Here is a 26,748-nt window from a genome sequence, read left to right on the forward strand (position 1 = left end):
GCATACCGTGCCCGCCTCTACCCCCGCGCACCCAGCCGCTCCGCCAGAAACCCGATGAACGTGCGCAGCGTGACGAACCCTTCCCGATGCTGCGGAAACACCGCGTTCAGCGTGATCGGCGACGGCGCGTACGCATCGAGCACCGGCACGAGCGCGCCGCGGTCGAGCGCCGCGCCGACGATGAAATGCGGCAGCAGCGCGATGCCGAGCCCCGCGATCGCCGCGTCGCGCACGACTTCGCCGTTGTTCGCGACGAGCGGCCCCTGCACGTCGAACGTGCGCGCCGCGCCGTCGATCCGGAATTCCCAGCCGACGCGCCGCTCGCGCCCGTATAGCAGGCACGTATGCGCGGCGAGGTCGGCCGGCGTCGCGGGCGTGCCCTGCCGTTTCAGGTAAGCGGGGCTCGCGCACGCGATCATCTTCCACGCGCCGAGCGGGCGCGCGATCAGCGTCGAATCCTCGAGCGCGCCGATCCGCAGCACGAGGTCGAAGCCCTCGCCGATCAGGTCGACGCGCCGGTCGGTCAGGTCGAGGTTCAGCCGCACGGCCGGATGCGCGGACAGGAATTCGGCGATCAACGGCGACACGTGCGTGATCCCGAACGACAGCGGCGCGCTGATCTTCAGCGAGCCGTGCAGCTCGGTGCTGCGCACCGACATCGCCTGCTCGGCGTCGGCGATCTCGGCGAGGATCCGCTGCGCGCGCACATAGAACTCCTGCCCCGATTCCGTGACCGCGAGATTGCGGGTGTTGCGAAGCAGGAGGCGCACGCCGAGCGACGCCTCGAGCGCCATCGTGCGCCGGCTGACGAACTGCTTGGACAGCATCAGCTGGTCGGCCGCCGCCGTAAAGCTGCCCGCATCGACGGTCGCGACGAAGATCTTCAGGTCGTTGAGTTCCATATTGTCCACTCCGAAGTGACAGTCATTATCTCTACGGCCATTTATTTGTCAAATCGATTGACCTAAGATGCATCTCAACGAACGGCCGGGCCCACTTCCGAGGTCCGGCGGACATCCAGGAAAAATCATGATCGAGACTCGTGCAGCAAACCAACGTGGCCGTGCCGAGCATGGCTGGCTCAGCTCCCGTCACACGTTTTCTTTCGCGAATTACTACGATCCGAAGCAAGTCGGCTTCTCCGACCTGCTGGTGATCAACGACGACCGCGTCGCACCGGGCCGCGGCTTCGGCACGCACCCGCACCGCGACATGGAAATCCTGTCGTACGTGCTCGAAGGCGCGCTGGAGCACAAGGATTCGATGGGCACCGGGTCGGTGATCGTGCCGGGCGACGTCCAGTTGATGAGCGCGGGTACCGGCGTGCGTCACAGCGAGTTCAACCACTCGCAGGAAACGCCCGTCCACTTCCTGCAGATCTGGGTCGGGCCGGCCGAGAAGGGTGCGGAGCCGCGCTATCAGCAGACGAATGTCGCGGCGGCCGACAAGCGCGGCAAGCTCACGCCGATCGTGTCGCCTGACGGCCACGGCGGCTCGCTGAAGATCCGGCAGGACACGCGGATCTACGCAGGCCTGTTCGACGGCGACGAGCGCGCCACGCTCGAACTGGCACCGGACCGCTTCGCCTACGTGCACGTCGCACGCGGCAGCGTGACGGTCAACGGCGTGACGTTCGGCGAAGGCGACGGCGCGCGCATCCGCGGCGAACAGGCGCTGACGTTCACCGACGGCAAGGATGCCGAGGTGCTGGTATTCGACCTGCGCCCGGTCGAAGTGACGGCCGAGTGGGCATGACGCCCGTTCGGAACATCGGGCCCCGCTGAAGGCGGGGCCTTCTTATTCGGAGATTCGCAACATGGCCAAGGTACTCGTTCTTTACTACTCGTCCTACGGGCACGTCGAAACGATGGCGCAGCACATCGCGGAAGGCGCGACATCGGTGCCCGGCGTCGAGGTCACGCTCAAGCGCGTGCCGGAAACCATCCCCGTCGACCAGGCGAAGGCCATCGGCGTCAAGGTCGACCAGGCCGCGCCGGTCGCCACCGTGGACGAACTCGCGAACTACGACGCGATCATCTTCGGCACGCCGACCCGCTTCGGCAACATGGCCGGCCAGATGCGCACGTTCCTCGACCAGACCGGCGGACTGTGGATGAAGGGCGCGCTCGTCGGCAAGATCGGCAGCGTGTTCGCCTCGACCGGCACGCAGCACGGCGGCCAGGAAACGACCATCACGTCGTTCCACACGACGCTGCTGCACCACGGGATGGTGATCGTGGGCGTGCCCTACGCGTGCAGCGGGCTCGTCAACATGAACGAGATCACGGGCGGCACGCCGTATGGCGCGACCACGCTCGCGGGCGCGGACGGCAGCCGTCAGCCGAGCGCGAACGAACTCGACATCGCGCGCTACCAGGGCAGGCACGTCGCGGAACTCGCCGCGAAGCTCGCGTCGTAACGCGGGTTGCCGCCCGTCCCGGGAAGCCCGGGACCGCGGTGCGTGCCGCGTGCGCGGGACGCACACGAACGAACGGCGCCGGTCGACCCGGCGCCGTTTTTCATCGCCCGAACGCCGGCCGCTACTGGCCCGCTACTGGCCCGATGCCGGCGCGGCCGGCGCCGGCGTCGCCTTCGTCGCCGGCGCCTTTTCCACCGCGTTCTGCGGATAGTTGCTCTGGTCGTTGGTCAGCCGGTAGCCGGTGCCCGTGCCGATCGCCTTCAGGTCCTTCGCATGGCGCGCGCGTGCCGCCTTGCGGGCGGCCTTCTTCTGCGCCTTGTCGAGCTGCTTCTGCGTCGGTGCCGATGCCGGATTCTGCATCGGTGCGGACGCCGGATCCTGCGCGTATGCCGCCGGCGCGGCGGTCAACAGCAGACCGAACGACGCCGTCACTGCCACTGCCACCGAAACCACGCGAGACTTCGTCATGGCGGATCTCCTTGTCGATTGTTGGTTGTGGGTCAAACGCCGGCACGCACGCGACGGACGTCGGCGTGCGACGACGGCGCCGATGCAACGTTAGCCGATCGCCGCGCAAATGTCCGTGCCGGTTCCTGAATTCTCCCGATAACGGCCGCGATACATGCGCGGCGGACGCCCGGCCGGCCGGGCGGCGCATGCGGCCATCAGGGAAACCGATAGCCTCGCGCGCGGCACCGCTCAGATCCAGCGCGACAGCACCGGCAGCAGGATCGGCACGACGAATGCGGTCAGCACGCCGTTCAGCCCCATTCCGAGGCCCGCGAACGCGCCGGCCTCCTCGCCGACCTGGAACGCGCGCGCGGTGCCGATCCCGTGCGACGCGACGCCGAGCGCGAAACCGCGCACGGCCGGCTCCTCGATGCGCAGCGCGTTCAGGATCCCGCGCGCGCACACGGCGCCGAAGATTCCCGTCGAGATTACCAGCACGGCGGTCAGCGACGGAATCCCGCCGATCGCCTGCGCGACGGCCATCGCGATCGGCGTGGTCGCGGATTTCGGCGCGAGCGACGCGATCGTCTGGTGCGACGCGCCGAACAGCGCGGCGATGCCGACCGCCGACACGATCGCGGTCAGCGAGCCCGCCAGCAGCCCGACGAGCAGCGGCACCGCCGCGCGCCGCAGCTTCGACCACTGGCGGTACAGCGGCAGCGCCAGCGCGACGGTCGCCGGCCCGAGCAGGAAGTGGACGAACTGCGCGCCCTCGAAATACGTCGGATACGGCGTGTGCGTGATCGTCAGCAGCACGACGATCAGCGCGACCGCGATCAGCACCGGGTTCGCGAGCGGATTGAAGCGCGCGCGTGCATAGACGGCCTGTGCAATCAGGTAGGCGATCAGCGTGATCGTCAGGCCGAGCAGCGGGCTCGCGGCGAGATAGACCCAGATCGCGCCGAGTTTCGGGAAGGCCGTCATTGCGTGCCCTCCGCGCCGTCGGCGCGCCGCTGGCGCCGCAGCAATGCGCGCGTGACGAGCGCGGTCACGGCGATCGCGAGCGACGTGCTCACCGCCAGCGCGACGACCACCGCGAGCGCGTCGCCGCGCACGCGGTCGGCCGACACCATGATGCCGACGCCGGCCGGCACGAACAGCAGCGACAGATGGCGCAGCAGCTCGAACGCGGTCGGCTCGATCGCGTCGGCCACCTGCGGGCGCAGCATCACGAAGCCGAACAGCAGCAGCATGCCGATCACGGGGCCCGGCACCGGCAGGCCGAACAGCTGGGACACCCCTTCCCCGAGACACTGGAAAGTGAGCAAGACCGCGAACGCCTGCAGCATGAACCGCTTCTCCCGAACGTGGCCGCGCTTCCGTGCAGGCGCACGGCCGATGGGCCGGCGGCGTGCGACGCCGGCGTGGACGATACGCGCGATCGTACCAACAACGGATGCGGGGCGGGCAGTGGGACGTCATCGAGCCGGTGCGCAAGGTGTACGCGATCCATTGATCGCGTCGCCGGTCCCGGGCCGCGAGCCGCCGCGCGCCGGCTCGCCGCGACAAACATTTTCTTTACCTCACACACACTTTATCTCGCTTGTCGGACCGCAGCGCCGTGCCAAAAATGGCACTCACGTCGCGGCGTCGCCGCACGTGACGAACCGGCGCCGGACCCGTTCCCCTTGCCACCCCGGCAAGCGCTGGCCCGGTGCACTGAACAAGGAGATTCGGATGTTCTATCTGCAGATCACGCTCAGGATCGCAGCGGCAAACCGCGCGGCGGCCGCCCGCGTCTACCAGGAATACAAGGCGCCGTTCCTCAACACGATCGCGGGCGCGCAGTCGAAGGAACTGCTGGTGCGCGACGCGGACGTGCAGGTCCTGCACGGGTTCGACAGCGAGGCCAACGCGCTCGGCTACCTGTCGAGCGACCTGTTCGAAACGGACGTGGTCGGCGCGCTCGAGCCGCTGCTCGACGCCGCGCCCGACGTGCGCGTCTATCAGGTCGCATAACGTGACGCCGCACATCCGACGCGCCGCCGTGACCGGTTCCGGTCAGCCGGACCCGCCATCGCGGCGTGCGACCGAAGCATGATGATCAACGCAGATTTTTCACGCCGCGTCGCCGTTCGCGCAGACGAATACCGGTGGATCGCGTCCCCGCAGACGGGCATCGAACGCGTGATGCTGGATCGCACCGGCGGAGAACAGGCGCGCGCGACGAGCGTCGTGCGCTATGCGCGCGGCGCGTCCTTCCCGCGTCACGCGCATCCGGGCGGCGAGGAGATCCTGGTCCTGTCCGGCGTCTTTTCGGAAGGCGACCGGCACTACCCGGCCGGCTGGTACCTGCGCAATCCGCCCGGCTCGTCCCATCAGCCGTCGAGCGCCGACGGCGCCGTCATCTTCGTCAAGCTGCGCCAGATGGCGCCGGACGAAAGCGAGCCGACTCGCGTGGATACGCGCGCGCCGTCATCGTGGCACCGCACGAACCATCGACTGGTCTGCCCGCTGCACGAAAGCGGCGTGGAAACGGTCGCGCTGCACCGCCTCGCGCCCGGCGAACCGCTGCTCCGCGGCGCCGCCACGCACGGCGCCGAGCTGTTCGTCCTGGCTGGCGCACTCGCGACGCACCGGCGCACGCATGTGCGCGGCGCGTGGATGCGCTTCCCGGCCGGCACGACACCGGACGTCGTCGCCGGCGAGTCCGGCGCGACCGTCTACCTGAAGACGGGCCATCTGACCCACCTCGAAACAGGAGCCTGACCATGCCGGCACCACGCATTGCCATCGTCGGCGGCGGACTGAGCGGACTGCATGCCGCCTGCCTGCTCGAGCAGCGCGGCATCCGGGACTACGTGCTGTTCGAGGCACGGGAGACGCTGGGTGGACGCATTGCGTCCGCCCCATCGCCCGCACTGGCGCCGGCGCCAGCGCCGTCGATTGGCGGCACGGCAGACCGGAACGGCCGCGCCGACCGATTCGACCTCGGCGCGACCTGGTTCTGGCCCGAGGTTCAGCCGCAGCTCGACGCGCTCGTGCGCGCACTCGGCCTTGCAACGTTCGCACAGCCGGCCGCGGGCGACATGATCGTCGAGCGATCGCGCAACGATCCGCCCGTCCGGACGCGCGGCTACGCGACCTACCCCCCATCGATGCGGCTGGTCGGCGGCATGTCCGCGCTGGTCGATGCGCTGGCCGGCCAGCTCGATCCGGCGCGCCTCGTCACCGGCGAAACGGTACGGCGGCTGCGTTGCACGGAGACCGGCATCGACGTGGACAGCGAAGATGCCACCGGCCACGCGATGACGACGCCCGTCGCGCATGTGCTGCTGGCCGTGCCGCCGCGCCTGGCCGAGGAACGCATCGGGTTCGCGCCGGCGCTGCCCGCGCCGCTCGCGCGGCAGTGGCGGCACACCGCGACGTGGATGGCGCCGCACGCGAAGTACGTCGCGCGCTATCGCACGCCGTTCTGGCGCGAGCACGGCCTGTCCGGCGAAGCCCGCAGCGCATGCGGCCCGCTCGGCGAGATCCACGATGCGTCGATGGAAGGCGGCGGCGCCGCGCTGTTCGGTTTCTTCGGCATGCCGGCCGGCGTGCGGGCCCGTGTGCCGGACGACGTGCTGCGCGCGCAGTGCCGCACGCAACTGGCGCGCCTGTTCGGTTCGCCGGCCGCGCTCCCGGAAGCCGACTTCATCAAGGACTGGTCGCGCGACGCCCATGCCGCGACGCCCGACGATCGCGACGGCCACGCGGGCCACCCGGCGCCCGCATCGCCCGGTGCGCCGTCCGGTCCGTGGCACCGGCGCCTGATCGGCATCGCCAGCGAATGGTCGCGCGCGTTTCCGGGCTACGTCGCCGGCGCCGTCGATGCCGCCGCGCACGGTATCCGGTTGCTCGAATCGTTCGGCATTCAGGCCATCGATACGGACCACGAATCTTCTCCGCGCACCACACTCCACCTGGACGAAAGATCATGAATCAGACAAGCTATCGCGCGATGCAGATCGCCCGGCCGGGCGTACTCGAACGGGTCGAACGGGCCGTCCCGATCCCGGGCCCCGGACACGTGCTGATTGCCGTCGACGCCTGCGGCATCTGCGGTGCTGATGCACGCGATATCGAGCACGTCGACCCCGCTGCTTGCGGGTCGCGCGTACCGGGCCACGAAGTGGTCGGGCGCATCGCCGCGATCGGCCCGGACGTGCCGCCGCTGTGGTCGGTCGGTCAACGCGTCGGCGTGGGCCGCCTCGGCGGTCACTGCAACGCGTGCGCCCCATGCCGGCAAGGCAACTTCCAGCTATGCGAGAACCAGCCGGTCGTCGGCTCGACCTGCGACGGCGGCTACGCGGAAATGATGCTCGCGCGCAGCACCGGCCTCGTATCGATTCCCGACGAACTGGGCGCCGAGGAAGCGGCGCCGATCCTCTGCGCCGGCATCGCCACGTTCAATGCGCTCCGGAAATGCGGCGCCGAACCCGGCGACGTCGTCGCGATCCTCGGTATCGGCGGACTCGGACACATGGCCGTCCAGTACGCGCGCCGCATGGGCTTCAAGGTCGTCGCGATCGGTCGCGGCAGCGACATCGCCGTGGATGCGGTGGCGCTCGGCGCGCACGTCTATATCGACAGCCAGGCGGAGGACGCCGCGGCGCGGCTGCGCCACCTCGGCGGCGCCCGCGCGATCGTGTCGACCGTCGCCCATGGCGACACCGTCTCCGGCCTGCTGGCCGGACTGGCGCCTCAGGGCCGTCTCATGCTGCTGGGCGCGGGCAAGGATCCGCTTTCGGTGTCGACGGGGCATCTGGTCGGCGGCGAACGCGGCATCGCGGGTTCGCTCACCGGAACGCCGTACGAAAGCGAGAAGGTGCTCGGGTTCAGCGTGTTGTCCGGCGCGCGCCCGCTGATCGAAGTGATGCCGCTCGAGCAGGCGAACGCCGCCTACCAGCGGATGCGATCGGGCGACGTCAAGTTCCGCATGGTTCTGTCGATGGCGCGTACGGCACGTCCGGCCGGTTGAACGGCTCGCGCGGGCCGCGTCATCCGGCGTCCTGACCGGCCCCGATGCCCGCATCGCGGGCCAGTGCGAGAAATCCCGCGATGTAGGCGATCTCCTCGTCGCCACGCCGGACCCCGAGATTGATCTGCTTGCGGATGCCCTCGGGCCCGAGCCGCACCGTGCGCACCGGGAATGGCGCGCCCTCCTCGACCACCAGCCAGTCCGGCAGCACGGCCACGCCGCGCCGCGCGGCGACGAGTTGCAGCATCAGGTCGGTCTGCTCGGCGGTCCGGTGAAACTTCGGCCGGCAGTGCCCGGGCACGAGAAAGCGCGTATAGATGTCGAGCCGCTCCTTGCCGACCGGCACCGTGATCAGCTCTTCGTCCAGCAGGTCGCGCGGCAGCGCGAACTCGCGCGCCGCCAGCGGGTGCGCGTCGTGGACGACCAGCACCAGTTCATAGTCGATGATCGGCACGAACGCGAGCTCCGGCAGGTCGACCGGGTCGGGCGTGATCAGCAAGTCGACCTCGAAGCCGAGCAGCGCGGCCACGCCGTCGAAGCGGAATGCCGTGCGGACGTCGTAGTCGACATCCGGCCAAGCAGCGAGATATTGCGACGTCAGTCGCGTCAGCCATTTCTGGCACGGATGGCATTCCATCCCGACGCGCAGCGCGCCGCGGCGCCCTTCCGCGAAATCGACGAGCGTGCGTTCGGCATGCTCGATCTGCGGCAGCACGCGTTCGGCCAGCGACAGCAGGTACTCGCCGGCCTGCGTGAACCGCAGGCCGCGCCCGTTCTTCGTCCAGAGCTTGACGCCATGCCGTTCCTCGAACTTGCGGACCATGTGCGACAGCGCCGATTGCGTCACGTTCAGCCGCTCCGCCGCGGCCGTCACGCTGCCCAGACGCTCGACTTCCATCAGGATCGACAGGTACTGAAGGTCTAGCATGCGCGGCCTCCGTTCGTTGCGCGCGGCGGCGTCATGCCGCGCGCCGGGTGTCGCGCGCGGCGGGCGACATCCACGCGAACGACGCCAGCCCGAACAGCGGCCCCGGCACCAGCAGCCACGTCGCATCGAGCCCGACGTGCTCGAGCAGCGCCGTCGTCGCGGCGATCGACACGACCGTGACCGCGAACCCGATCGAGTTCTGGATCGCGAGTGCGCTGCCGACCAGCGCCGGCGGGCACGCATTCGCCGCGAGCGCCGAGAATTGCGGCGAATCCGCGACGACCGACGCGCCCCACACGATCAGCAGGATCGCCATGGCCGCGGGCGGAAGAAAACGCCACGTCGTCGCGAACGTGAGCGCGCAGAGACCGGACACGGCCAGCGCGCCGATGGCGACCTTCGCGCTGCCGATCCGCGCGGACAGGCTGCCGCCGATCAGCGAGCCGAGGGCACCGACACCGATCACGCCGAACGCGATGCCGGAAACGCCGGCGTGCGCGACATGCGACGCGATCGACGTGCGCGCGACGAGCAGCGGCACGATGGTCCAGAACGTGTAGAGCTCCCACATGTGACCGAAGTACCCGAACGTCGCCGCACGAAAGGCGCGGACCCGGAATGCCTGCGCGACCGATGGCCGCGGATCCGGTGCCGCGCGTCCGTTGCCGGACGGGATGCGGCGGCGCATGCGCGCATGCGGCCCGTCGCCGAGCGTGGCGATCACGCCCGCGCCGAGCAGCGCGAGGACCGACGACGCGGTGATCACCCATTGCCACGACAGCCCGGTACCGACGACGCGCATCGCGTGCGGCAGCGCGGTGCCGAGCGTGAGCATCGCGACCAGCTGGGCGAGCGCCGGCCCGGCCCGATCGGGCACCCAGCCGACGATCAGCTTCATGCCCATCGGGTAGATGCCCGCCAGGCATACGCCGACGCCGAACCTGAACACGGCACCCGACACCAGCCCGCCGGACAGCCAGGCGAAACACACGTTGAACATCGCGCCCACGATCGCGCTGCACACGAAGATCCGGCTCGCCGGAAAGCGGTCGGCCGCCCCGCTCAGCGCGATCGTCAGCGTGCCGAGAATGAAGCCGAGCTGCACCGCGTTGGTCAGCCAGCCGATATCGGCCGCGCTCGCATGCCACACGCGCATCAGGTCCGCGGCCGCGCTGTTCGCGCTGAACCAGAGCGCCGTGCCGAACAGCTGCGCGATCGAGATCGCCGCGACCGGCCCGATCCCGCCGACGAGCCGTCTGCGCAGCGCGGCGCGCTTCATCACGTCATCAGAATTCATTGCACTTCCTCAACCGCGCACCGGGTCAGGTACGGCGGCATGGGTTCGCCGTCCCGCCGTACCTTTCAGCATGAATGCATCGACGGAAAATTGATAAGTAAAACTATTTAATTCGATCGGCCTGACACCCGCGTTCGCGTTGTGGCGTCAGCCGGCGCGCGCGGCCTGTCCGGCAGCGCTCGCCTTCGCCGGCGGTCGCGTCAGGCGCCGCCCAGCTGGCCGAGCCAACGTGTGTCGCGCGGCGACGGGCGGCGCTGCAGCCGCTCGGCGAGCAGCGCACGGGCCTTCTCCACGTTGCCGCTTCGCATCCAGGCGACCAGCAGCGTGTCCTGAACGATCTCGCGCTGCGCGCCGCTGCCGCCGATCCGCACGACGTCGTGCGCGACGGGCTCGAGCAGGTCCGCGCAGCGCGCGGGCTGGTCCTCCGCGAACGCGAGCGCGGCCCGGCAGATCGCCGGAACGACGGAGCCGGCCGGGAGCGTCGCGGCATCGATGAGCGTCGTCAGTGCGTCCACGCGCCGCTCGAGCGCCGCCTTGTCGCCGACGGCGGCGGCAATGAGCGCCATGTGCACGTCCGCGAACGCAAAGCCGGCCTGCGTGAAATAGCCCGACGCATACCGCGCCGCGTCGTCCCACATGCCTTCCGGCACGGTGTGGCCGTATGCCTGCATGCGCCACAGGAACGACGCCGTATCGCTGACCACGTTGATCGGCACGCCGAGCGACGCCGACGGCGCGACATGCGCGTCGTAGATCGCGAGCGCGCGTTCCGTGTCGCCGCGCTCCAGCGCGATCAGCGCGGCATGCCACGCGATGTGGCTGTGGAGCACGCCGCTGCGGTCGTATTCGGGAAGCCAGCCGGCAATCAGCGCCTGCGCGTCGTCGTTCGCGCCGGCTTCGTACAGCACGTGCGCGACCGCATGCGCGGCGTTCACGTTGTGGCGCCGCAGTTCGAGCGCGCGTTCGGTCAGCGCGCGGCCGAGCCGGACGTCGCCGTTCTCGCCATGCGCCCAGCCGCGGTAGGTGAGAAACCACCAGTCGTCCGCGTCGAAGTGGCGCGCATGGCGTTCGCACAGATCCACACGCGCCTGGTCATGGTCGGCCATCCCGGAGAACGCGAACAGGCCGAACGCGCCGAGCGGCAGCGACAGGATCACGATGTCGCGCGGCCACGTGTCGGCATGCGCGAGCGCATCGGCGAGCGCCTTCGCCGACCGGCCGTTGATCGCATGCGACAGCACCGCGACATGACTGCGCTCGCGCTCGGTGCCGTTGCGGTTCACGAGTTCGAGCGCCGTGGCGATCTTCGCGCGGGCGTCCGTGACTTCCGCGCGAATCGCGTGCAGGCGCGCCCGCGCGGCATGCGCGAGCGCGAAGTCGGGATCGGCCGCGATCGCCTCGTCCAGCGTTTGCGCAGCGCCCGGCCACAGCGACAGCAGCAGATCGATGCCCGCACGATAGCGCTCGGCCGCAAGGTCGGAAGTCGTCGAAAGAGGCAGGCTGTAGCGGTCGTGACGGGCCATGAAGCAGATTACTCCGGTGGAATTCGAGGGCGCCGGGCGGCGGCGGTGCGGGTCGCCGATCCCGTGCGACGGGACAGGCACCCCGGTCATTAGACCAATTTTCCCGGTGTCGGTATTTCGATTGATTGCCAACGTATATAGAATATCTGCCAATCGGAGGACGACCATGACGTGGGAGACAATCGAGCCGCCGGCAGGCGTGGCGCCCCCTGCGCCGCTGAAGGTGCGAGCGCAGGCCATCCCGCCGCGGCACCGCTTTCCCGAGCATGCGCATCGCTGGCACCAGATGGTCTATGCGATTTCCGGCGCGCTCACGGTCATCGTCGAAGGCAAGTCGTTCGTCATTTCGCCGGAGCAGGCGGTGTGGCTGCCCGGCGGACTGCGCCATCGCGTCGGCTCGCTGCTCGGCGCCGAATTCCGCAGCCTGTGGATCGCGGAGGCGGTCGGACAGGCGCTGCCGACCGGGCACCCGGCCGTGTTCGCGGTTTCCCCGCTACTGAAGGCGCTCGTCATCGAGGCAACCGCGATCGACGGCCAGCCCGATCGCGACGGCTATGCGGGCCGCATCACCCACCTGATCCTCGACCAGCTGCGCCGCGCACGCACGCTGCCGGCGGCGTTGCCGTGGCCGCAGGCCGGCGCGCTCGCCACGCTGTGCGAGGCGCTCTACACCGATCCTGCCGACCCGCGCGGGCCCGAGGAATGGGGCCGGATGCTTGGCATGTCGGCCCGCACGCTGGCGCGCCGCTTCGTGGCCGAGACGGGCATGAGCCTGCGCAGCTGGCGCCGGCGCATGCGGCTGTTCCGCGCGATCGAGCTGCTGGGCGGCGGCCTCGGTGTCACGCGCACTGCGATGGAGCTTGGCTATGGCTCGACGTCCGCATTCGTCTACGCATTCCGCAGCGAACTCGGCAGCAGCCCGCAGGCCTACATGCGCGGCCGCGCGGACGAAGCAGTGGCGCACGGGTCGCTGCTCTCGACGGAGCACGCCGACGCGCCACGCCACGGCTGACACGTTCGCCGCCCGCTCGCGCGGCTACGCCGCGGCCTGCGCCAGCAGCCAGTCTCGAAACGCCGCGAGCTTCGCCATGCCCGCGCACTCGGGGCGGTACACGACGTAGTACGCGAGCGGCGACGCGAAACCGATGTCCGGAAACAGCCGCACGAGGCGCCCCGCCGCAAGGTCGTCGCGCGCCATCACGCTGCGCGCGAGCGCGACGCCTTGGCCGTCGATCGCCGCCTGCAGCACGGCCGCCGAATTGTTGATCTGCATGCCGCGCGACACGTCGACATCCTTGACGCCCGAGCGCTGCAGCCACGTATCCCACGCGGGAAAGCCGGTCTGGCTGTCCATCGACAGGTCGTGGATCAGCGTTTCCCGCGCGAGGTCGGCCGGCCGCCGCAAGCGGCGACGCTCGCCCGCCAGCTTCGGCGAGCACACCGGATAGACTTCCTCGTCCATCAGCTTGTCGGCCGCGAGCCCAGGCCAATGCCCGGTGCCGTAGCGCACGCCGATGTCGATCCGCTGCGCGACGAAATCCACCGGCTTCAGATTGGTGTCGAGCCGCACGTCGGTGTCGGGCCACGCGGCCTGGAAGCTTTCGATGCGCGGCAACAGCCATTTCGCGGCAAAGGCCGGACTGACGGCCACCGTCAGCACGCCGCTCGCCGAACCCTCCTTGAGCACCGCCAGCCCCAGCGCGAGGGTGTCGAAGCCGGTCCGGACGTGCGGCAGCGCGCGCTCGGCGGCTTCGGTCGGCACGAGCCGGATCCGTCCGCTGGTGCCGCGATGGAACAGCGGCGTGCCGAGCCACTCCTCCAGCGTACGCACGAGCTGGCCGACCGCCGCCGGCGTCACGTGCAGTTCGGCGGCCGCCGCGGAAAAGCTCTGGTGGCGCGCACTCGCCTCGAATGCGCGCAGCGCGTTCAGATGAACCGGCGATTTCATCGAAGTAAAGATTTTCTTTCGGAGTCGAACACTTTATCTCGTTTGTCCCGGGAACGGAATCGGCGAAAAATCCGCATCGGATCGAAGGTCAGCGCGATCTCCGCACACGGATCACACGGACAACGTGACATCGGGATGGATGGTTTTTCTGTCAGCCGACGGCCTCCGGTCGCCAGGCATGGCACCTGCGACGCACGACATCGTCGCGCGCTGCCGTTCTTCAATCAATGCCTGTCGATCGACGGGCGGACACGGAGATTTCCAACATGAGCAACGCATTCAACGGCAGGAAGCTGCTGGTCGTCGGCGGCACCAGCGGCATGGGGCTGCAGACGGCGCGGACGATTCTCGCCGCGGGCGGCAGCGCGGTGATCGTCGGCAATCGCCCGGCGAAGACCGAGGAAGCGCGCCACGCACTCGCGTCGCTCGGCGACGTCCGTGCGCTGACCGCGGACCTGTCGGACGACGCCGGCGTCGCCGCACTGCTCGAACGCATCGACGCGGAGCATGCCGACGTCGACCTGCTGGTCAACGCGGCCGGCGTGTTCTTCCCGAAGCCGTTCCTCGAGCACCAGGAAGCAGATTACGACCAGTACATGAAGCTGAACAAGGCGACCTTCTTCATCACGCAAAAGGTCGCGGCCAACCTGGTGGCGAAGGGCCGCCCCGGCGCGATCGTCAATATCGGTTCGATGTGGGCGAAGCAGGCGATCGCCGCGACGCCATCGTCCGCGTATTCGATGGCCAAGGCCGGCCTTCATTCGCTGACGCAGCACCTCGCGATGGAGCTGGCGCCGAAGGGCATTCGCGTCAACGCGGTGTCGCCGGCAGTGGTGCAGACGCCGATCTACGAAGGCTTCATTCCGAAGGCAGACGTGCATGCGGCGCTGCAGGGCTTCAACGGCTTCCATCCGATCGGCCGCGTCGGCACGCCGGAGGACGTCGCCGAGGTCGTCGCGTTCCTGCTGTCGGACAAGGCGGGCTGGGTCACGGGCGCGATCTGGGACGTGGACGGCGGCGTGATGGCCGGCCGCAACTGACCTGCGGCTGGCGCGGCCCAATCGGGCGCGCAGCCGTTCACGCCGGCGGGCATTCCAACTCGGCATGCGTGCTCGACGCGCACGCGCAACGGCCGACTGCGTGAGTCGCGCTCCGTCGCGATGAACGCACGGCCCCGATCCGGTTCGGGGCCGCGCGCATGCAGCGAACGGGGCCGCCGGACATCCGTCAGGCCGGCACGTCCTTCGGATCGCGCGCCGCATCGTGCGCCCCGTCGCGTGCGGTCTCGCGCCGCGTGTGGATCTTGTATGCGACGAACACCACGCCGACCCATGCCGCCGACACGATCAGCGACATCCGCATGTCCGGCAGGATCGCGATGCAGATCATGACCGCCGCGACGAACAGCAGCGCCAGGTAGTTGCTGTACGGATAGAACGGCATCGGGTACGCGATCTGGTCCGCGTCGCCGTTCAGCATCCGGATCTTGCGGAACTTCAGATGGCTGATCACGATGGAACCCCACGCACACACCAGCGCGAACACCGTCACCGACGAGAACAGCTCGAACACCTGCTCCGGCATGATGTAGTTCAGCAGCACGCCCGCGAACATCGTCGCGAACACCATCAGGATCGCGCGATGCGGCACCTTGCGGTGGTTGACCACGCCGAGGAACGCCGGCGCATTCTTCTGCAGCGACAGGTTGTAGAACGTGCGGCTGTTCGTGAACACGCTCGCGTTCACGGCGGACAGCACGGCCATGATCACGACCAGGTTCATGATGCTCGCCGCCGCCGGAATGCCGATCTTCGTGAACACGTCGACGAACGGGCTGCCCCTGGTCGTCAGCGACGTCCACGGAAACACCATCAGCAGCACCGCGATCGCGCCGACATAGAAGATCAGCAGGCGCCAGAACGTCGAATTGACGGCCTTCGGCATCGTCGTCTTCACATCCTTCGCTTCGCCGGCCGCCAGCCCGAGATTCTCGACACCGCCGAACGAGAACGCGACCATCACGATCGCCAGGAACGTGCCGCCCAATCCCTTCGCGAAGAAGCCGCCGTGCGCGACGAGGTTGTGATAACCGATCGGCACCCCGTTGTTGCCGATGCCGAACACGATCATGCCGGCGCCGAACAGGATCATCGCGACGATCGCCACCACCTTCACCAGCGCGAACCAGAACTCCGCCTCGCCGTATATCTTCACGCCGATGATGTTGACGAAGAACATCAGCGAGACCGCCGCACCGGCCGTCACCCAGATCGGAATCGCCGGGAACCAGAAGTGCACGTAGTTCCCCAATGCGTTCAGGTCCGCCGCACTCGTCGCGAGCAGGAAGATGAACGCGTTCCAGCCGTTCAGGAAACCGGCGAACCGGTGAATGTAGCGGTTCGAATACGACACGTACGAGCCCGACACGGGCTCTTCGACGGCCATCTCGCCAAGCGCCCGCATCACGAAGTAGATCGCGATCGCCGCGATCGCGTAGACCAGCAGGATGGCCGGTCCGGCCGTGCGGATCGCCCACGACGAACCGTAGAACAGCCCGGTGCCGATGGCGCCGCCGATCGCGATCATCTGGATGTGCCGGTTCGACAGATCGCGTTTCAGGTCCTCCCGTTCGTATGCCGGGGTCTGGTCGTCTTGCTTCATGTCGCCTCCATGGGGGTTGTCGTGTATTCGTGTATTCAGGTCTGGCCGATGGTCTTCACGACCAGGCCGCCGGCGCGCCGGTTTCGCGGCGCGCATGCCGGCCGCCGCGGCATCCCGCAGCCAGACCATTCGCAGTACTGATATAAATGAACGCTTCGCTCGCGAGCCGCCCCGTTCATCGTCCCGTGTGCCGCGCCGGCCGGCCGTCATCACGGGCCGATGCCCGGCGACGTCGCGCCGGGCCGATCGTTTCCCGTCAACCGCCGTTCCGGATGTTCCCGTCGGCGCTGCCGCGCGCGGCGCGGTTCAAAGCGCGGCCAGCGCGTTGGCGAGACGATCGATCGCGTCGTCGACCACGGCGCGCGGGCATCCGAGGTTCGCGCGCATGTAGCCGTGCCCCTCGAGCCCGAACTTCTGTCCCTTGTCCAGCCAGATCCGGGCCTTGGTCAGCATGAAGCGGTTGAGCACGTCGGCGTCCAGGCCGAGCCCGCGGCAGTCCATCCAGGACAGGTAGAGCGAGTCGGCGGGCAGGACTTCGATCCGCGACGTCATCCCGTGGATCGCATTGCGGAAATGGGCATGGTTGTCGCGAAGGTACGGCAACAGCGCGTCGAGCCATGGCTCGCCGTGCGTATAGGCGGCCTCCGCCGCGATCATGCCGAGCGTGTTCACCGACTGATACATGTTGCGGTCGAACTGCCGGCGCAACGCGTCGCGCACGCGGCGGTCCGGCACGAACAGGTTCGCGCTCTGCAGGCCCGGCAGGTTGAACGTCTTGCTCGGCGCCGTGCACGTGATGCTGTTCCACGCGAACGCGTCGCCGAGCGATGCGAACGGCACATGCCGCTTCGACGGGTTGATGACCAGGTCCTGGTGGATCTCGTCCGAGATCACCAGCACGCCGCGCCGCGCGCAGATTTCGCCCATCGCGCGCAGTTCGCCCTCGCTCCACACGTTGCCGGTCGGGTTGTGCGGATTGCTCAGGATGAACAGCCGCGTGTCGTCGCGGATCGCGGCCTCGAACGTCTTCTCGTTGAAACGGTAAGCCGTCCCGGCACGCTCGAGCGGCGCGAGCGCCAGCCGGCGCCCGTTCAGCAGCACGTCGTCGTGAAAATGCGCATAGACGGGCGGCTGGATCAGAACGCTTTCACCCGGGGCGGAGAACGCCTGGATGGCCGTCTTCAGCGCCGTGATGACGCCGCTCGACTGCAGCACCCATTCCGGGTCCACGTGCCATCCGAAGCGCTTTGCCTGCCAGTCGACGACGGCGCGCACGTAGCTGTCGGTCGCCCCGCACGAATAACCGAAAATGCCGTACTCGACCGCATCGTGCAGCGCATCGATGACGGGCTGCGGCGCGCGGAAATCCATGTCCGCAACCCACATCGGCAACGGATCGGCCGCGTGTTCGTCAGCGGCGAGGAGCCGCTCGCCGAACGCCCATTTCAGGGAATTGGCGTGCCTGCGGTCGACGACCTCGTCGAAGATCGACGCCGCGTTGCCAGTCGCTGCACCACGACCGGGCCGTTCCAGATGTGCCTGCATGCTCAATTTCACTCGCGATAGGACGGCCACGCCGACGGCGTGGCTTCGTATGGCGACTAGAGTAGCAGCGCGATTTTCCGGGCAACAATGGTATCTTTTCATGGTGCAGTGAGCGCTGCTCATGGATGGCCGCGCGGCCTCGCCGGGCCATGCCTTTCAGATCGCCAGCGCCACCAGGAAACGGGAAACCATGTTGTACGCGGCCGGCCACCGTCGCCACCGCCTCCACGGTTTGCTGCTCGCCGAACAGCGCCTTCAGGGCGTCGACGATGCCGGTGCTTTGACGAGGGCAAAGAAAACCTTTCTCGGCCATGCAGAACCGCGCCGACGCGTGAGGTCAATGCCGTGCCACCTGCGCTCCCGCCGAGCGTCGCAGGCGTCGCGAGCCGATGCCGGCAACGCGGCGGCCCGACGTACCGCCGGCGTCAGACAACCGGCCTGCAGCCGATTCGAATCGATGCGACACTCGCAGCCGAACCGCGCGAGATCGACGAGCCATGCCGGCACTATCGCGCCGTTCACCGGGCACGCCTGGCCGGCCGGGCCGACGGCCCGGGCCGCATCAAGGAGAAGGTTCAATGTTTTCGTGGTTTGAACGGCGTTTGCCGACATTCCCGCTCGAGGATCCCGTCACGCCGCCGAAGGGGTTCTTCACGTTCGTCTGGGCCTGCACGAAGGGCGCGCGCAGCTGGATCCTGCTGATCGCGCTGACATCGGCCGCGCTCGCCGCCTACGAGGCTGCGCTATTCGCGATGATGGGGCGCGTGGTCGACTGGCTGTCGTCGGCGACGCCGGCCGACTTCGGCGGCCGCCATTTCGGCACGCTCGCCGGCTTCGCGGCGATCCTCGCGGGCAGCGCGCCGCTGATCGTGCTGCATACGATGGTCAAGCACCAGGTGCTCGCGATCAACTTCCCGATGCGGCTGCGCTGGCTGTTTCACCGGCTGATGCTCGACCAGAGCCTGTCGTTCTACGCGAACGAGTTCGCCGGCCGCGTGACGACCAAGATCATGCAGACCGCGCTGGCGGTGCGCGACGCGCTGTTCATGTCGGTCGACGTCGTGATCGGCGTCGCCGCGTACCTGATCGGCATTCTCGCGCTGGCAGCCAGCTTCGACTGGCGGCTGATGATTCCGCTCGTGCTGTGGGCGCTCGGCTATGGCGCCGCCTGTGCGTTCTTCGTGCCGCGCCTCGGGCGCGTCGGCAGCCAGCAGGCGGACGCGCGCGCGCTGATGACGGGCCGCATCACCGACGCCTATTCGAACATCACGACCGTGAAGCTGTTTTCGCACACGCGCCGGGAAGCCGATCACGCGCGGCGCGCGATGGAGGCGTTCAAGGCGACCGGCGACGCGCAGATGCGGCTCGTCAGCGCGTTCGAGATCGTCAACCACCTGCTGTCGACGCTGCTGCTGGTCGGCTCGGCCGGCCTCGCGCTCTACCTGTGGATGCACGGCGAGGCGAGCGCGGGCGTGGTTGCGGCCGTGATCGCGATGGCGCTGCGCCTGTCGAGCTATTCGCACTGGATCATGTGGGAGATGACCGAGCTGTTCGAGAACGTCGGCACGATCCAGGACGGCATCAACACGCTGACGAAGGTGCGCAGCGTGATCGACGCGCCCGACGCGAAGGCGCTCACCGTGCAGCGCGGCGGCATCGTGTTCGACAACGTGCGCTTCGCGCACGACGACAACGACACGCCGGTGTTCGACGGGCTGAACCTGACGATCCGGCCGGGCGAGCGGATCGGCCTGATCGGCCGCTCGGGCGCCGGCAAGTCGACGCTCGTGAACCTGCTGCTGCGCTTCTACGACGTGGACGGCGGCGCGATCCGGATCGACGGGCAGGACATCGCGCACGTCACGCAGGACAGCCTGCGCGCGGCGATCGGGATGGTCACGCAGGACACGTCGCTGCTGCACCGGACGATGCGCGAGAACATCCTGTACGGCCGCCCCGACGCGACCGAGCGCGAGATGCACGATGCGGCCGTGCGCGCGGAAGCGTCCGACTTCATCGACCGGCTGCGCGACCGGCACGGGCGCAACGGCTACGACGTCGAGGTCGGCGAGCGCGGCGTGAAGCTGTCGGGCGGCCAGCGGCAGCGCGTCGCGATCGCGCGCGTGATGCTCAAGGACGCGCCGATCCTCGTGCTCGACGAAGCGACCAGCGCGCTCGACTCCGAAGTCGAGGTCGCAATCCAGCGCAGCCTCGACGGCCTGATGCGCGGCAAGACGGTGATCGCGATCGCACACCGGCTGTCGACGATCGCGGCAATGGACCGGCTGATCGTGCTCGACGAAGGGCGCATCGTCGAGGAAGGCACGCATCTGCAGCTGCTGCAGGCCGGCGGCATCTATGCGGCGCTGTGGGCGCACCAGAGTGGCGGGTTCCTCGGCGAGACGGCGGATGCCGAGGACACGGCGCAGTAACGGCCGCCGAGGCTTCGGGCATTAGCCATGCGCGCGACGATGTCGTCGATGCTCACGTCGGCGAACTCATCCGTCGAGATGTGGCGCCCGTCGCGCAGCACGGTCACGCGATCGACGATCTGCGCCATTTCATCGAGCCGGTGCGAGATGTACAGAATCGCGACGCCGTCGGCGCGCAGCTCCTCGATGAGGCGAAAGAGCTGCACGGTTTCCGACTCCGTCAGCGACGACGTGGGCTCGTCCATGATCAGCACGCGCGCGTCGTACGACAGCGCCTTCGCGATTTCGATCATCTGCTGCTGCGCGATGGACAGCACGCCGACCTTGGTCGTCGGCGCGACGTTCAGGCCGATCCGCGCGACGCAGCGCGCGGCGTCCGCATTGAGCCGCTTCGTGTCGACGAACGGCCCGCGTCGCGGCTCGCGCGCGAGATACTGGTTCTCCGCCACGCTCAGATGCGGCACGAGGTTGAGTTCCTGGTGGATGATCGCGATGCCGGCTGCCTGCGCTTCGGATGCCGAACGAAACCGCACCGGCACGCCGCGATAATGAACGACACCCTCGTCGGGCAGGTACTGATCACTGATGATCTTCATCAGCGTGGATTTGCCGGCGCCGTTTTCGCCGCAGACCGCATGCACCTCGCCGCGGCGCAGGTCGAGACGAATCCCGTCGAGCGCGAGCACGCCCGGGCAGCGCTTGCGAATCCCCTCCAGGCGCAGGATCTCCCGGTCCGCCTCGTCCTGTGCGGCCTGACCGGGCAGATTGCGAGGCATTGCCATTGCGTCTCCTTGGGCAGGGCCGACGTCGATTCCGCCTGGTCAGTCCAATTCAGAAGAAACCCGTCGATTCAACCATCATTGGTCAAGCCAATTTATATATTCTCATCCGATCTTACCAATGGTGAAAACCCGGACATCAGCACGGGCAGGCCGCTCCCCGAGGCGATACAGCGCGCGTGATAGACTTTGTGACGCGCGCTTGCGCTGAAAGCGCATTGACAAAGATCCATCGAATGAAATCGACAGAACCAAAGCGGCTTTACCAATCGGTCGCGGCCCAGATCGTCGCGTTGATTCGTCAGGGGGAATTCAGGGTCGGCGAGCGCCTGCCGCCCGAGCGCGAACTGGCGCTGACGCTCGGCGTATCGCGCCCGTCGCTTCGCGAGGCGTTGATCGCGCTCGAAATTGGTGGCCAGATCGAGATCCGGATGGGCTCCGGCGTCTATGTCCGCGATACGGCGGCCGACGATGTCGGCACGATGGTCACGCTGGGCGACAGTCCGTCGGAGCTGATGCAGGCGCGCGCGGCCATCGAAGGCAGCGTCGCCGCGCTGGCCGCGGCGCGGATGACGGCCGCGATGCTCGACCGGCTGCGCCGCACGGTTCAGCGCATGAAGCGGCTCGCGGAGGCCGGCAAATCGCCCATCGAAGCCGATCGGCAGTTCCATATGCTGATCGCGGAAGCCGCCGGTAATTCCGTGCTGACCCGCTTCGTCGGCGAGCTGTTCGACAGCCGCCACGACCCGATCGCGGCGGCCATGCGTGGGCACGCGGAGAATCCGCAGACCTGGACTGCCGCCGTGCAGGAGCACGAGGACGTGCTCCATGCGTTACAGGCCGGCGACCCGATCGCGGCGCAGACGGCCATCCGCGCACATCTTCGCGCGTCCGAAGCGCGTTGGCTCGACGGCGACCTGAAATCCGACCCGGATTGACCGGCACCGGGGTGCCCCGCGCGCCTTCGCACCCGGGTTGCAATGTCGCGCGGCACCGCGTGCAAACCCCATCTCAATATTAAATTGAATCCCTTATAATGGGATTCAGTGAATTCATTCTGCACTCTGTCGCGAATAATCATTCGGCATGTCCCGCATTCCGGATGTTTATTTCATTCTCCTTGCGATCGACCGCCGCCATCCGCGACGCAACGCTTGCAGGTGACGCGGCCAGCGGCAGGCGCTGGCCGACGCGTTCACTCGACGTTTTATTTCTGGATATGATCGTCGACACCGGCCGGGTGGCAACGATCCCGGCCGGCGTGCGCGGGCTTCGGCCAGCATCGAATTCGAGAAGAGACGCATTAGCCCTACCATGAACCTGCACGCTGAAACCCTGCGCTTCTCCGATGTGTTCCTCCACTCCCAGGCGATCGTGAACTGGTCGCAGCACTACGACCAGATCAGCCCAGGCACTGCCACGACCACGCTGCGCCAGGTCGCAGGCCAGCGCTTTCACGTCTTTCGCGAACGCATCAACCAGCGCGTCATGCAGCACGGGCTGGCACCGCGCAACCGCCTCTGTTTCGCGCTGCCCATCGCAAGCGCGGTAGCGCCGGTGGTCCAGGGGCGCACCGTCGAGCGCCCGAGCCTGTTGACCTTGCGCGGCGGCGAGGAGTTCGTCGCCCATCTTCCGTGCGACACCGAAGTGCTCGCCTTCACGATCGACCGCACGCTCACGGCCGATCGCGAGCTCGACGAACTCGCGAACCTGCCCGCGCGCATCCTGAAGCAGCCGGTGCTGCCGATCTCGCCGGCGCGCTACGGCAATGCGCTGGACGGCCTCGAGCGCGTGCTCTGCCAGGCGCTCGACAGCGGCTCGCTCACGGCTCGCGATGCATTCGACGAACGCGTGCTCGCGCACAGCGTCGTCGGCATCCTGCTCGACCTCGTGCAGTCCGACGAATCGGATGCCGGTGCGCTGCCGTCGGCCTCGACGCAGAGCTACATCGTTCGCCGCAGCCAGGAGATCGCGCTGGAAAGCGACGACGTACCGACCGTCATCGATCTCTGCCATCACCTTCGAATCAGCCGCCGCACGCTGCAATACAGCTTCCAGAACGTCGTCGGCACCACGCCGACGGCCTACCTCCGCTCGATCCGGCTGAACGCCGTCCGACGCTTCCTGATGACGACACCCGAGACGATGCGGATCGGCGATGCGGCGGCACAGTTCGGCTTTTGCCACTTCGGACGCTTCTCCTCCTACTACCAGCAACATTTCCACGAGCTACCGTCGCACACGCCCCGCCTGAGCTGAGGCCGCGCATATGCGGCGCGCCGCATCCGGGTAATCCCCTGCCGCCCGGTGCATGCGGATTGCCGATAGCGGACAACGTCCGGTATTTCCGCGCCGTAAATTTTGTCGTCGGCTTGCTCGCGCGCTCCGCGCGCCTCACCGGGCGGCCGTCGAAGCGCATACCTGTGTCGCCGGCGGACGGCAGCCTCCGCTGCCGGATCGTCAGGATCGGCCCGCGACGCAGGGACTTTGATCAGGCATGCCGCGGTCGATTCCTGACGGACGATCCGGTCAGCGGGACTACTCATGAACGAACTGTCATCCCGGTCCGAAGCAGGGCTCAGCAAAAACGCCGTCGGACTTTCCCACATCGTCTTCTTCGTCGTCGCCGCGGCCGCGCCGCTCACCGCGATGGTCGGTGCAACGCCCGCGGCCTTCTCGCTCGGCAACGGTCCCGGCGTGCCCGGCGTATTCGTGCTGGCGGGCGTCATGTACCTGATCTTCAGCATCGGCTACGCAGCGATGAGCCGGCACATCTCCAACGCGGGCGCCTTCTATGCGTATATCGCGAACGGGCTCGGACGTCCGGCCGGCGTGGGCGGCGCGTTCGTCGCGATCGTCGCGTACAACGCCGTGCAGATCGCGATCTATTGCATGTTCGGCTTCTTCCTGAACGACAGCATCCAGCGGCACTACGGCGTCGACGTGCCGTGGTGGGCGTTCGCACTCGCCTGCGTCGCCGCGGTCCACTTCTGCGGCGCGCGACGCATCGAGTTCAGCGGCCGGCTGCTCGGCATGCTGATGATCGGCGAGATCGCGATCGTGATGCTGCTCGATCTCGCGATCGTCGTGCACGGCGCGAGCGCCGGCGGCTTCAGCGCGAAACCGTTCAGCCCCGCGATGGTGTTTGCACCCGGGCTCGGCACCGCGCTCGTGTTCGTCCTCGGCTCGTACATGGGCTTCGAGGCAACGGCCATCTTCTCCGAGGAGGCCCGCGACCCGAAACGCACGATCCCGCGCGCCACGTACCTGGCCGTGATCCTCATCATGGTGTTCTATGCGCTGTCGTCGTGGGCAATCGTCGAGGCGTGGGGCGAAAGCCGGATCGCCGCGCAGGCGGCCCGCGATCCGGCCAATCTCTGGTTTGCCGTCAGCGGCCGGCTGCTCGGCGGCATCGCGACGGACGCCATGAACGTGCTGCTCGTCACGAGCCTCTTCGCGGCGATCCTGTCGTTCCACAATACGATCACGCGCTATTTCTACGCGATGGGCCGTGAACGTGTGCTGTGGCGCAAGCTCGGCCATACCTGCCCCGTGCATCGCTGCCCGGACGTCGCCGGGAAAGTGCAGACGCTGATCGCACTCGCGGCCATCGTCGGCTCCGCCGCCTTCCGCCTCGATCCGTTCGCGGTCGTGTTCTCGTGGATGAGCGCGCTGGCCACGATCGGCATCATCGCGGTGCAGATCCTCGTGGCGGCCTCGGTCATCGCGTTCTTCGCGCGCGACCATCGGGATGCCGGCCTCGTGCACCGCCTGATCGCGCCGCTCGTCAGCGTGATCGCACTCGGCGCATGCCTCGTGCTGGTCGTGCGCAACCTGTCCGTGCTGAGCGGATCGGATTCGACCTTCGTCGCGATGTTTCCGTATTTCCTGCTCGCCATCGGCGCGCTCGGTATCCGCGCCGCATTGCGATTGAAGCGCAGCGACCCCGACCTGTATCGCGAACTCGGACGCGCCACCCCGTAACCGCCTCCCGGCCGGTGCCGCGCGCGGCACCGGCATCGCCTCGCCCCGCCCCCTGACACTTTCCCGCTGCCGGCACGCGACGCATCGATGCATCGCGCCGGCACGGCCCCGCGCGGGTATTCCCTATCCCGGTCACGCGGCAACGATTGCCGATAGCGGACAAGGTCCGCCATTTGATCGACATACAGTGGACCCGACGTCGAAGCCGTGCCGTGGCAGCCCTCATCGCCTCGACCGGCGCGGCCCGACGGCCCGCCCCTGTGAAATACGGACACCATGATGAAAATTCAGAACCTGATCGGCGGCCGGCATTGCGATGCATCTGCCGGCCGTACCTTCGAAAAGCTGGCGCCGGCGACCGGCGACCACGTCGCCGCCGTGCCGGCGTCGACCGCCGAAGACGTCGATCGCGCCGTGCGCGCCGCACACGACGCGCTGCACGACGACGCATGGGCGCGCGCGGGCGGGTCGGCCCGGGCGCGCTGGCTGCTGCGGCTGGCCGACCTGATCGAGCGCGATCGCGACGCGCTGGCGGAATGCCTGGCCGTCGAACAAGGCCGCCCGCTTGCCGAGATGCGCATGATGGACATCCCGATGAGCATCGACACGCTGCGCTACTTCGCCGGCTGGGCCGACAAGCTCGAGGGCCGCACGATTCCGACCGACGGCTTCATGGGCCGCCCGACACTCAACTACACGCGGCGCGCGCCGGTCGGCGTCGCCGGGCAGATCATCCCGTGGAACGCGCCGCTCATGATCGCCGTGTGGAAACTCGCACCGGCGCTCGCGGCCGGCTGCCCGGTGGTCATCAAGCCGTCCGAGGACACGCCGCTCGCGCTGTCGCGGCTCGGCGAACTCGTCTGCGAAGCCGGCCTTCCCGCCGGTGTCGTCAACATCGTCCACGGCGTCGGTTCGGAAGTCGGCGCCGCGCTGGTCGCGCACCCGCTCGTGAGCAAGATCAGCTTCACCGGCAGCACCGAAGTCGGTCGTGCGATCGCAGGCGTCGCGGCCAGGACCTTCAAGCGCGTCACGCTCGAACTCGGCGGCAAGGCCGCGCAGATCGTCTTCGCGGATGCCGATCTCGACCGTGCGATCCCGTCGCTGATGGCCGGCATGTTCGCGAATCAGGGGCAGACGTGCGCGGCCGGCTCGCGCGTGCTCGCGCATCGTTCGATCGCGCGCGCACTCGAAGCGCGGCTCGCCGACGCCGCCCGCGCCATCCGCGTCGGCCCGCCGTCGGAGCCCGGCGTGCAGATGGGCGCGCTCATCAACCCGCGTCACCTCGCGCGCGTGCGCGCGCACGTCGAAGGCGCGCTCGCCGAAGGTGCGGTCATGCTCGCGGGCGACGAACAGGTGCCGCCGCGCGGCTGCTTCATGCGCCCGACGATTCTGGGCGGCGTGCATCCGGGCATGCGGATCGCCCGCGACGAAGTGTTCGGCCCGGTCGGCATGGTCATGCCGTTCGACAGCGAGGACGAGGCCATTCGCATCGCCAACGATACGCCGTTCGGCCTGTCCGCTTCGGTCTGGACGCAGGACGTCGGCACCGCGCACCGCGTCGCCGAGCGGCTCGACGTCGGCGCGGTCGCCATCAATGCCTGGAGCCCGATCGACGCGCGCCTGCCGTGGGGCGGCACCAAGCAGAGCGGGATCGGGCGCGACCTGTCGAAGGCCGCGCTCGACGCGTACCTCGAGGAAAAGATCATCAGCGCAGCCCTGTGATCCCGCGGCGCACGCGGCGCCGCAATGTGTTCAAGCA

At 68.3% G+C, this 26,748-nt stretch carries 24 protein-coding genes and 1 pseudogene; 13 read left to right on the top strand and 12 right to left on the bottom strand.

Annotated elements, in window-relative coordinates; genetic code table 11:
* Nucleotides 1–17: 17 nt before the first annotated feature.
* Nucleotides 18–902, bottom strand: a complete 885-nt coding sequence (locus tag DIE21_RS07270) for a LysR family transcriptional regulator (RefSeq protein ID WP_124497041.1) — start codon at nt 900–902, stop codon at nt 18–20.
* Nucleotides 903–1,029: 127 nt separating this feature from the next.
* Here DIE21_RS07270 and DIE21_RS07275 point away from each other — a divergent pair, with 127 nt between their 5' ends.
* Together DIE21_RS07275 and wrbA are read left to right on the top strand one after the other, a co-directional pair.
* Nucleotides 1,030–1,755 carry a pirin family protein gene (locus DIE21_RS07275; RefSeq protein WP_124497042.1) on the top strand — a complete coding sequence of 242 codons (726 nt, stop codon included), beginning with the start codon at nt 1,030–1,032 and terminating at the stop codon, nt 1,753–1,755.
* Between the two features lie 61 nt (nt 1,756–1,816).
* The gene (gene wrbA / locus DIE21_RS07280; protein ID WP_124497043.1) at nt 1,817–2,419 is read left to right on the top strand and encodes an NAD(P)H:quinone oxidoreductase; all 603 of its coding nucleotides are present in this window, start codon (nt 1,817–1,819) and stop codon (nt 2,417–2,419) included.
* Between the two features lie 132 nt (nt 2,420–2,551).
* Here wrbA and DIE21_RS07285 read toward each other — a convergent pair whose 3' ends face one another.
* The 3 genes from DIE21_RS07285 to DIE21_RS07295 form a co-directional block, all read right to left on the bottom strand.
* A complete protein-coding gene (locus tag DIE21_RS07285; RefSeq protein ID WP_124497044.1) occupies nt 2,552–2,887 on the bottom strand; it encodes a hypothetical protein in 336 nt (111 codons plus the stop codon).
* Nucleotides 2,888–3,118: 231 nt separating this feature from the next.
* Nucleotides 3,119–3,853, bottom strand: coding sequence for an LrgB family protein (locus tag DIE21_RS07290; protein WP_124497045.1), 735 nt, complete (start codon nt 3,851–3,853; stop codon nt 3,119–3,121).
* On the bottom strand, nt 3,850–4,218 hold the full coding sequence (locus DIE21_RS07295) for a CidA/LrgA family protein (protein WP_124497046.1): 369 nt from the start codon (nt 4,216–4,218) through the stop codon (nt 3,850–3,852). The genes DIE21_RS07290 and DIE21_RS07295 overlap by 4 nt, the downstream gene beginning before the upstream one ends.
* 388 nt (nt 4,219–4,606) lie before the next feature.
* On the opposite strand from DIE21_RS07295, the gene DIE21_RS07300 reads away from it, so the two are divergent.
* The 4 genes from DIE21_RS07300 (at nt 4,607) to DIE21_RS07315 (ending at nt 7,892) form a co-directional block, all read left to right on the top strand.
* Entirely contained in the window at nt 4,607–4,888 is a 282-nt protein-coding gene (locus DIE21_RS07300) for a hypothetical protein (RefSeq protein ID WP_124497047.1), read from the top strand.
* A gap of 78 nt (nt 4,889–4,966) precedes the next feature.
* Nucleotides 4,967–5,638, top strand: a complete 672-nt coding sequence (locus DIE21_RS07305; protein ID WP_124497048.1) for a cupin domain-containing protein — start codon at nt 4,967–4,969, stop codon at nt 5,636–5,638.
* A 2-nt stretch (nt 5,639–5,640) separates the two neighbouring features.
* A complete protein-coding gene (locus DIE21_RS07310; protein WP_185642734.1) occupies nt 5,641–6,852 on the top strand; it encodes an FAD-dependent oxidoreductase in 1,212 nt (403 codons plus the stop codon).
* Nucleotides 6,849–7,892: an alcohol dehydrogenase catalytic domain-containing protein gene (locus tag DIE21_RS07315; RefSeq protein WP_124497049.1), complete on the top strand. Its 1,044-nt coding sequence runs from the start codon at nt 6,849–6,851 to the stop codon at nt 7,890–7,892. The genes DIE21_RS07310 and DIE21_RS07315 overlap by 4 nt, the downstream gene beginning before the upstream one ends.
* A 19-nt stretch (nt 7,893–7,911) precedes the next feature.
* On the opposite strand, the gene DIE21_RS07320 is transcribed toward DIE21_RS07315, so the two are convergent.
* The 3 genes from DIE21_RS07320 to DIE21_RS07330 form a co-directional block, all read right to left on the bottom strand.
* Complete coding sequence (locus DIE21_RS07320; RefSeq protein ID WP_124497050.1) at nt 7,912–8,820, bottom strand: LysR family transcriptional regulator; 909 nt, start codon at nt 8,818–8,820, stop codon at nt 7,912–7,914.
* Between the two features lie 31 nt (nt 8,821–8,851).
* Nucleotides 8,852–10,117, bottom strand: a complete 1,266-nt coding sequence (locus tag DIE21_RS07325; protein ID WP_260432334.1) for an MFS transporter — start codon at nt 10,115–10,117, stop codon at nt 8,852–8,854.
* A gap of 200 nt (nt 10,118–10,317) precedes the next feature.
* Nucleotides 10,318–11,640 carry a tetratricopeptide repeat protein gene (locus tag DIE21_RS07330; RefSeq protein ID WP_124497051.1) on the bottom strand — a complete coding sequence of 441 codons (1,323 nt, stop codon included), beginning with the start codon at nt 11,638–11,640 and terminating at the stop codon, nt 10,318–10,320.
* On the opposite strand from DIE21_RS07330, the gene DIE21_RS07335 reads away from it, so the two are divergent.
* Nucleotides 11,639–12,652, top strand: a complete 1,014-nt coding sequence (locus DIE21_RS07335) for a helix-turn-helix domain-containing protein (protein ID WP_260432335.1) — start codon at nt 11,639–11,641, stop codon at nt 12,650–12,652. The genes DIE21_RS07330 and DIE21_RS07335 overlap by 2 nt on opposite strands.
* Nucleotides 12,653–12,676: 24 nt before the next feature.
* Here DIE21_RS07335 and gcvA read toward each other — a convergent pair whose 3' ends face one another.
* Nucleotides 12,677–13,588, bottom strand: a complete 912-nt coding sequence (gcvA, locus tag DIE21_RS07340; RefSeq protein WP_124497052.1) for a transcriptional regulator GcvA — start codon at nt 13,586–13,588, stop codon at nt 12,677–12,679.
* A 266-nt stretch (nt 13,589–13,854) separates the two neighbouring features.
* Here gcvA and DIE21_RS07345 point away from each other — a divergent pair, with 266 nt between their 5' ends.
* Complete coding sequence (locus tag DIE21_RS07345) at nt 13,855–14,628, top strand: SDR family NAD(P)-dependent oxidoreductase (protein ID WP_124497053.1); 774 nt, start codon at nt 13,855–13,857, stop codon at nt 14,626–14,628.
* Nucleotides 14,629–14,815: 187 nt separating this feature from the next.
* Here the strand turns inward: DIE21_RS07345 and DIE21_RS07350 are convergent, their stop codons facing one another.
* Nucleotides 14,816–16,249: an amino acid permease gene (locus DIE21_RS07350; RefSeq protein WP_124497054.1), complete on the bottom strand. Its 1,434-nt coding sequence runs from the start codon at nt 16,247–16,249 to the stop codon at nt 14,816–14,818.
* 306 nt (nt 16,250–16,555) lie between these two features.
* Nucleotides 16,556–17,794 carry a MalY/PatB family protein gene (locus DIE21_RS07355; protein ID WP_124497055.1) on the bottom strand — a complete coding sequence of 413 codons (1,239 nt, stop codon included), beginning with the start codon at nt 17,792–17,794 and terminating at the stop codon, nt 16,556–16,558.
* A 578-nt stretch (nt 17,795–18,372) separates the two neighbouring features.
* On the opposite strand from DIE21_RS07355, the gene DIE21_RS07360 reads away from it, so the two are divergent.
* Nucleotides 18,373–20,226, top strand: coding sequence for an ABC transporter ATP-binding protein (locus DIE21_RS07360; RefSeq protein ID WP_124497056.1), 1,854 nt, complete (start codon nt 18,373–18,375; stop codon nt 20,224–20,226).
* On the opposite strand, the pseudogene DIE21_RS07365 reads toward DIE21_RS07360, so the two are convergent.
* Nucleotides 20,223–21,008 (bottom strand): annotated as a pseudogene (locus DIE21_RS07365) (ATP-binding cassette domain-containing protein); the annotation flags it as partial. The gene DIE21_RS07360 and the pseudogene DIE21_RS07365 overlap by 4 nt on opposite strands.
* Nucleotides 21,009–21,241: 233 nt before the next feature.
* On the opposite strand from DIE21_RS07365, the gene DIE21_RS07370 reads away from it, so the two are divergent.
* A complete protein-coding gene (locus DIE21_RS07370; protein WP_124497142.1) occupies nt 21,242–21,943 on the top strand; it encodes a FadR/GntR family transcriptional regulator in 702 nt (233 codons plus the stop codon).
* A gap of 139 nt (nt 21,944–22,082) precedes the next feature.
* On the opposite strand, the gene DIE21_RS37655 is transcribed toward DIE21_RS07370, so the two are convergent.
* Nucleotides 22,083–22,502, bottom strand: coding sequence for a hypothetical protein (locus DIE21_RS37655; protein WP_260432336.1), 420 nt, complete (start codon nt 22,500–22,502; stop codon nt 22,083–22,085).
* Between DIE21_RS37655 and DIE21_RS07375 the strand changes: the two genes are divergently transcribed.
* From DIE21_RS07375 to DIE21_RS07385, 3 genes are all read left to right on the top strand, one after another.
* Nucleotides 22,494–23,264, top strand: a complete 771-nt coding sequence (locus DIE21_RS07375; protein ID WP_260432337.1) for a helix-turn-helix domain-containing protein — start codon at nt 22,494–22,496, stop codon at nt 23,262–23,264. The genes DIE21_RS37655 and DIE21_RS07375 overlap by 9 nt on opposite strands.
* Nucleotides 23,265–23,549: 285 nt before the next feature.
* Entirely contained in the window at nt 23,550–24,989 is a 1,440-nt protein-coding gene (locus DIE21_RS07380) for an APC family permease (RefSeq protein WP_124497058.1), read from the top strand.
* Nucleotides 24,990–25,265: 276 nt separating this feature from the next.
* Nucleotides 25,266–26,711, top strand: coding sequence for an aldehyde dehydrogenase (locus DIE21_RS07385; protein ID WP_124497059.1), 1,446 nt, complete (start codon nt 25,266–25,268; stop codon nt 26,709–26,711).
* Nucleotides 26,712–26,748: the final 37 nt, after the last annotated feature.

This window comes from Burkholderia sp. Bp9140 (assembly GCF_003853425.1).
Lineage (GTDB): Bacteria > Pseudomonadota > Gammaproteobacteria > Burkholderiales > Burkholderiaceae > Burkholderia.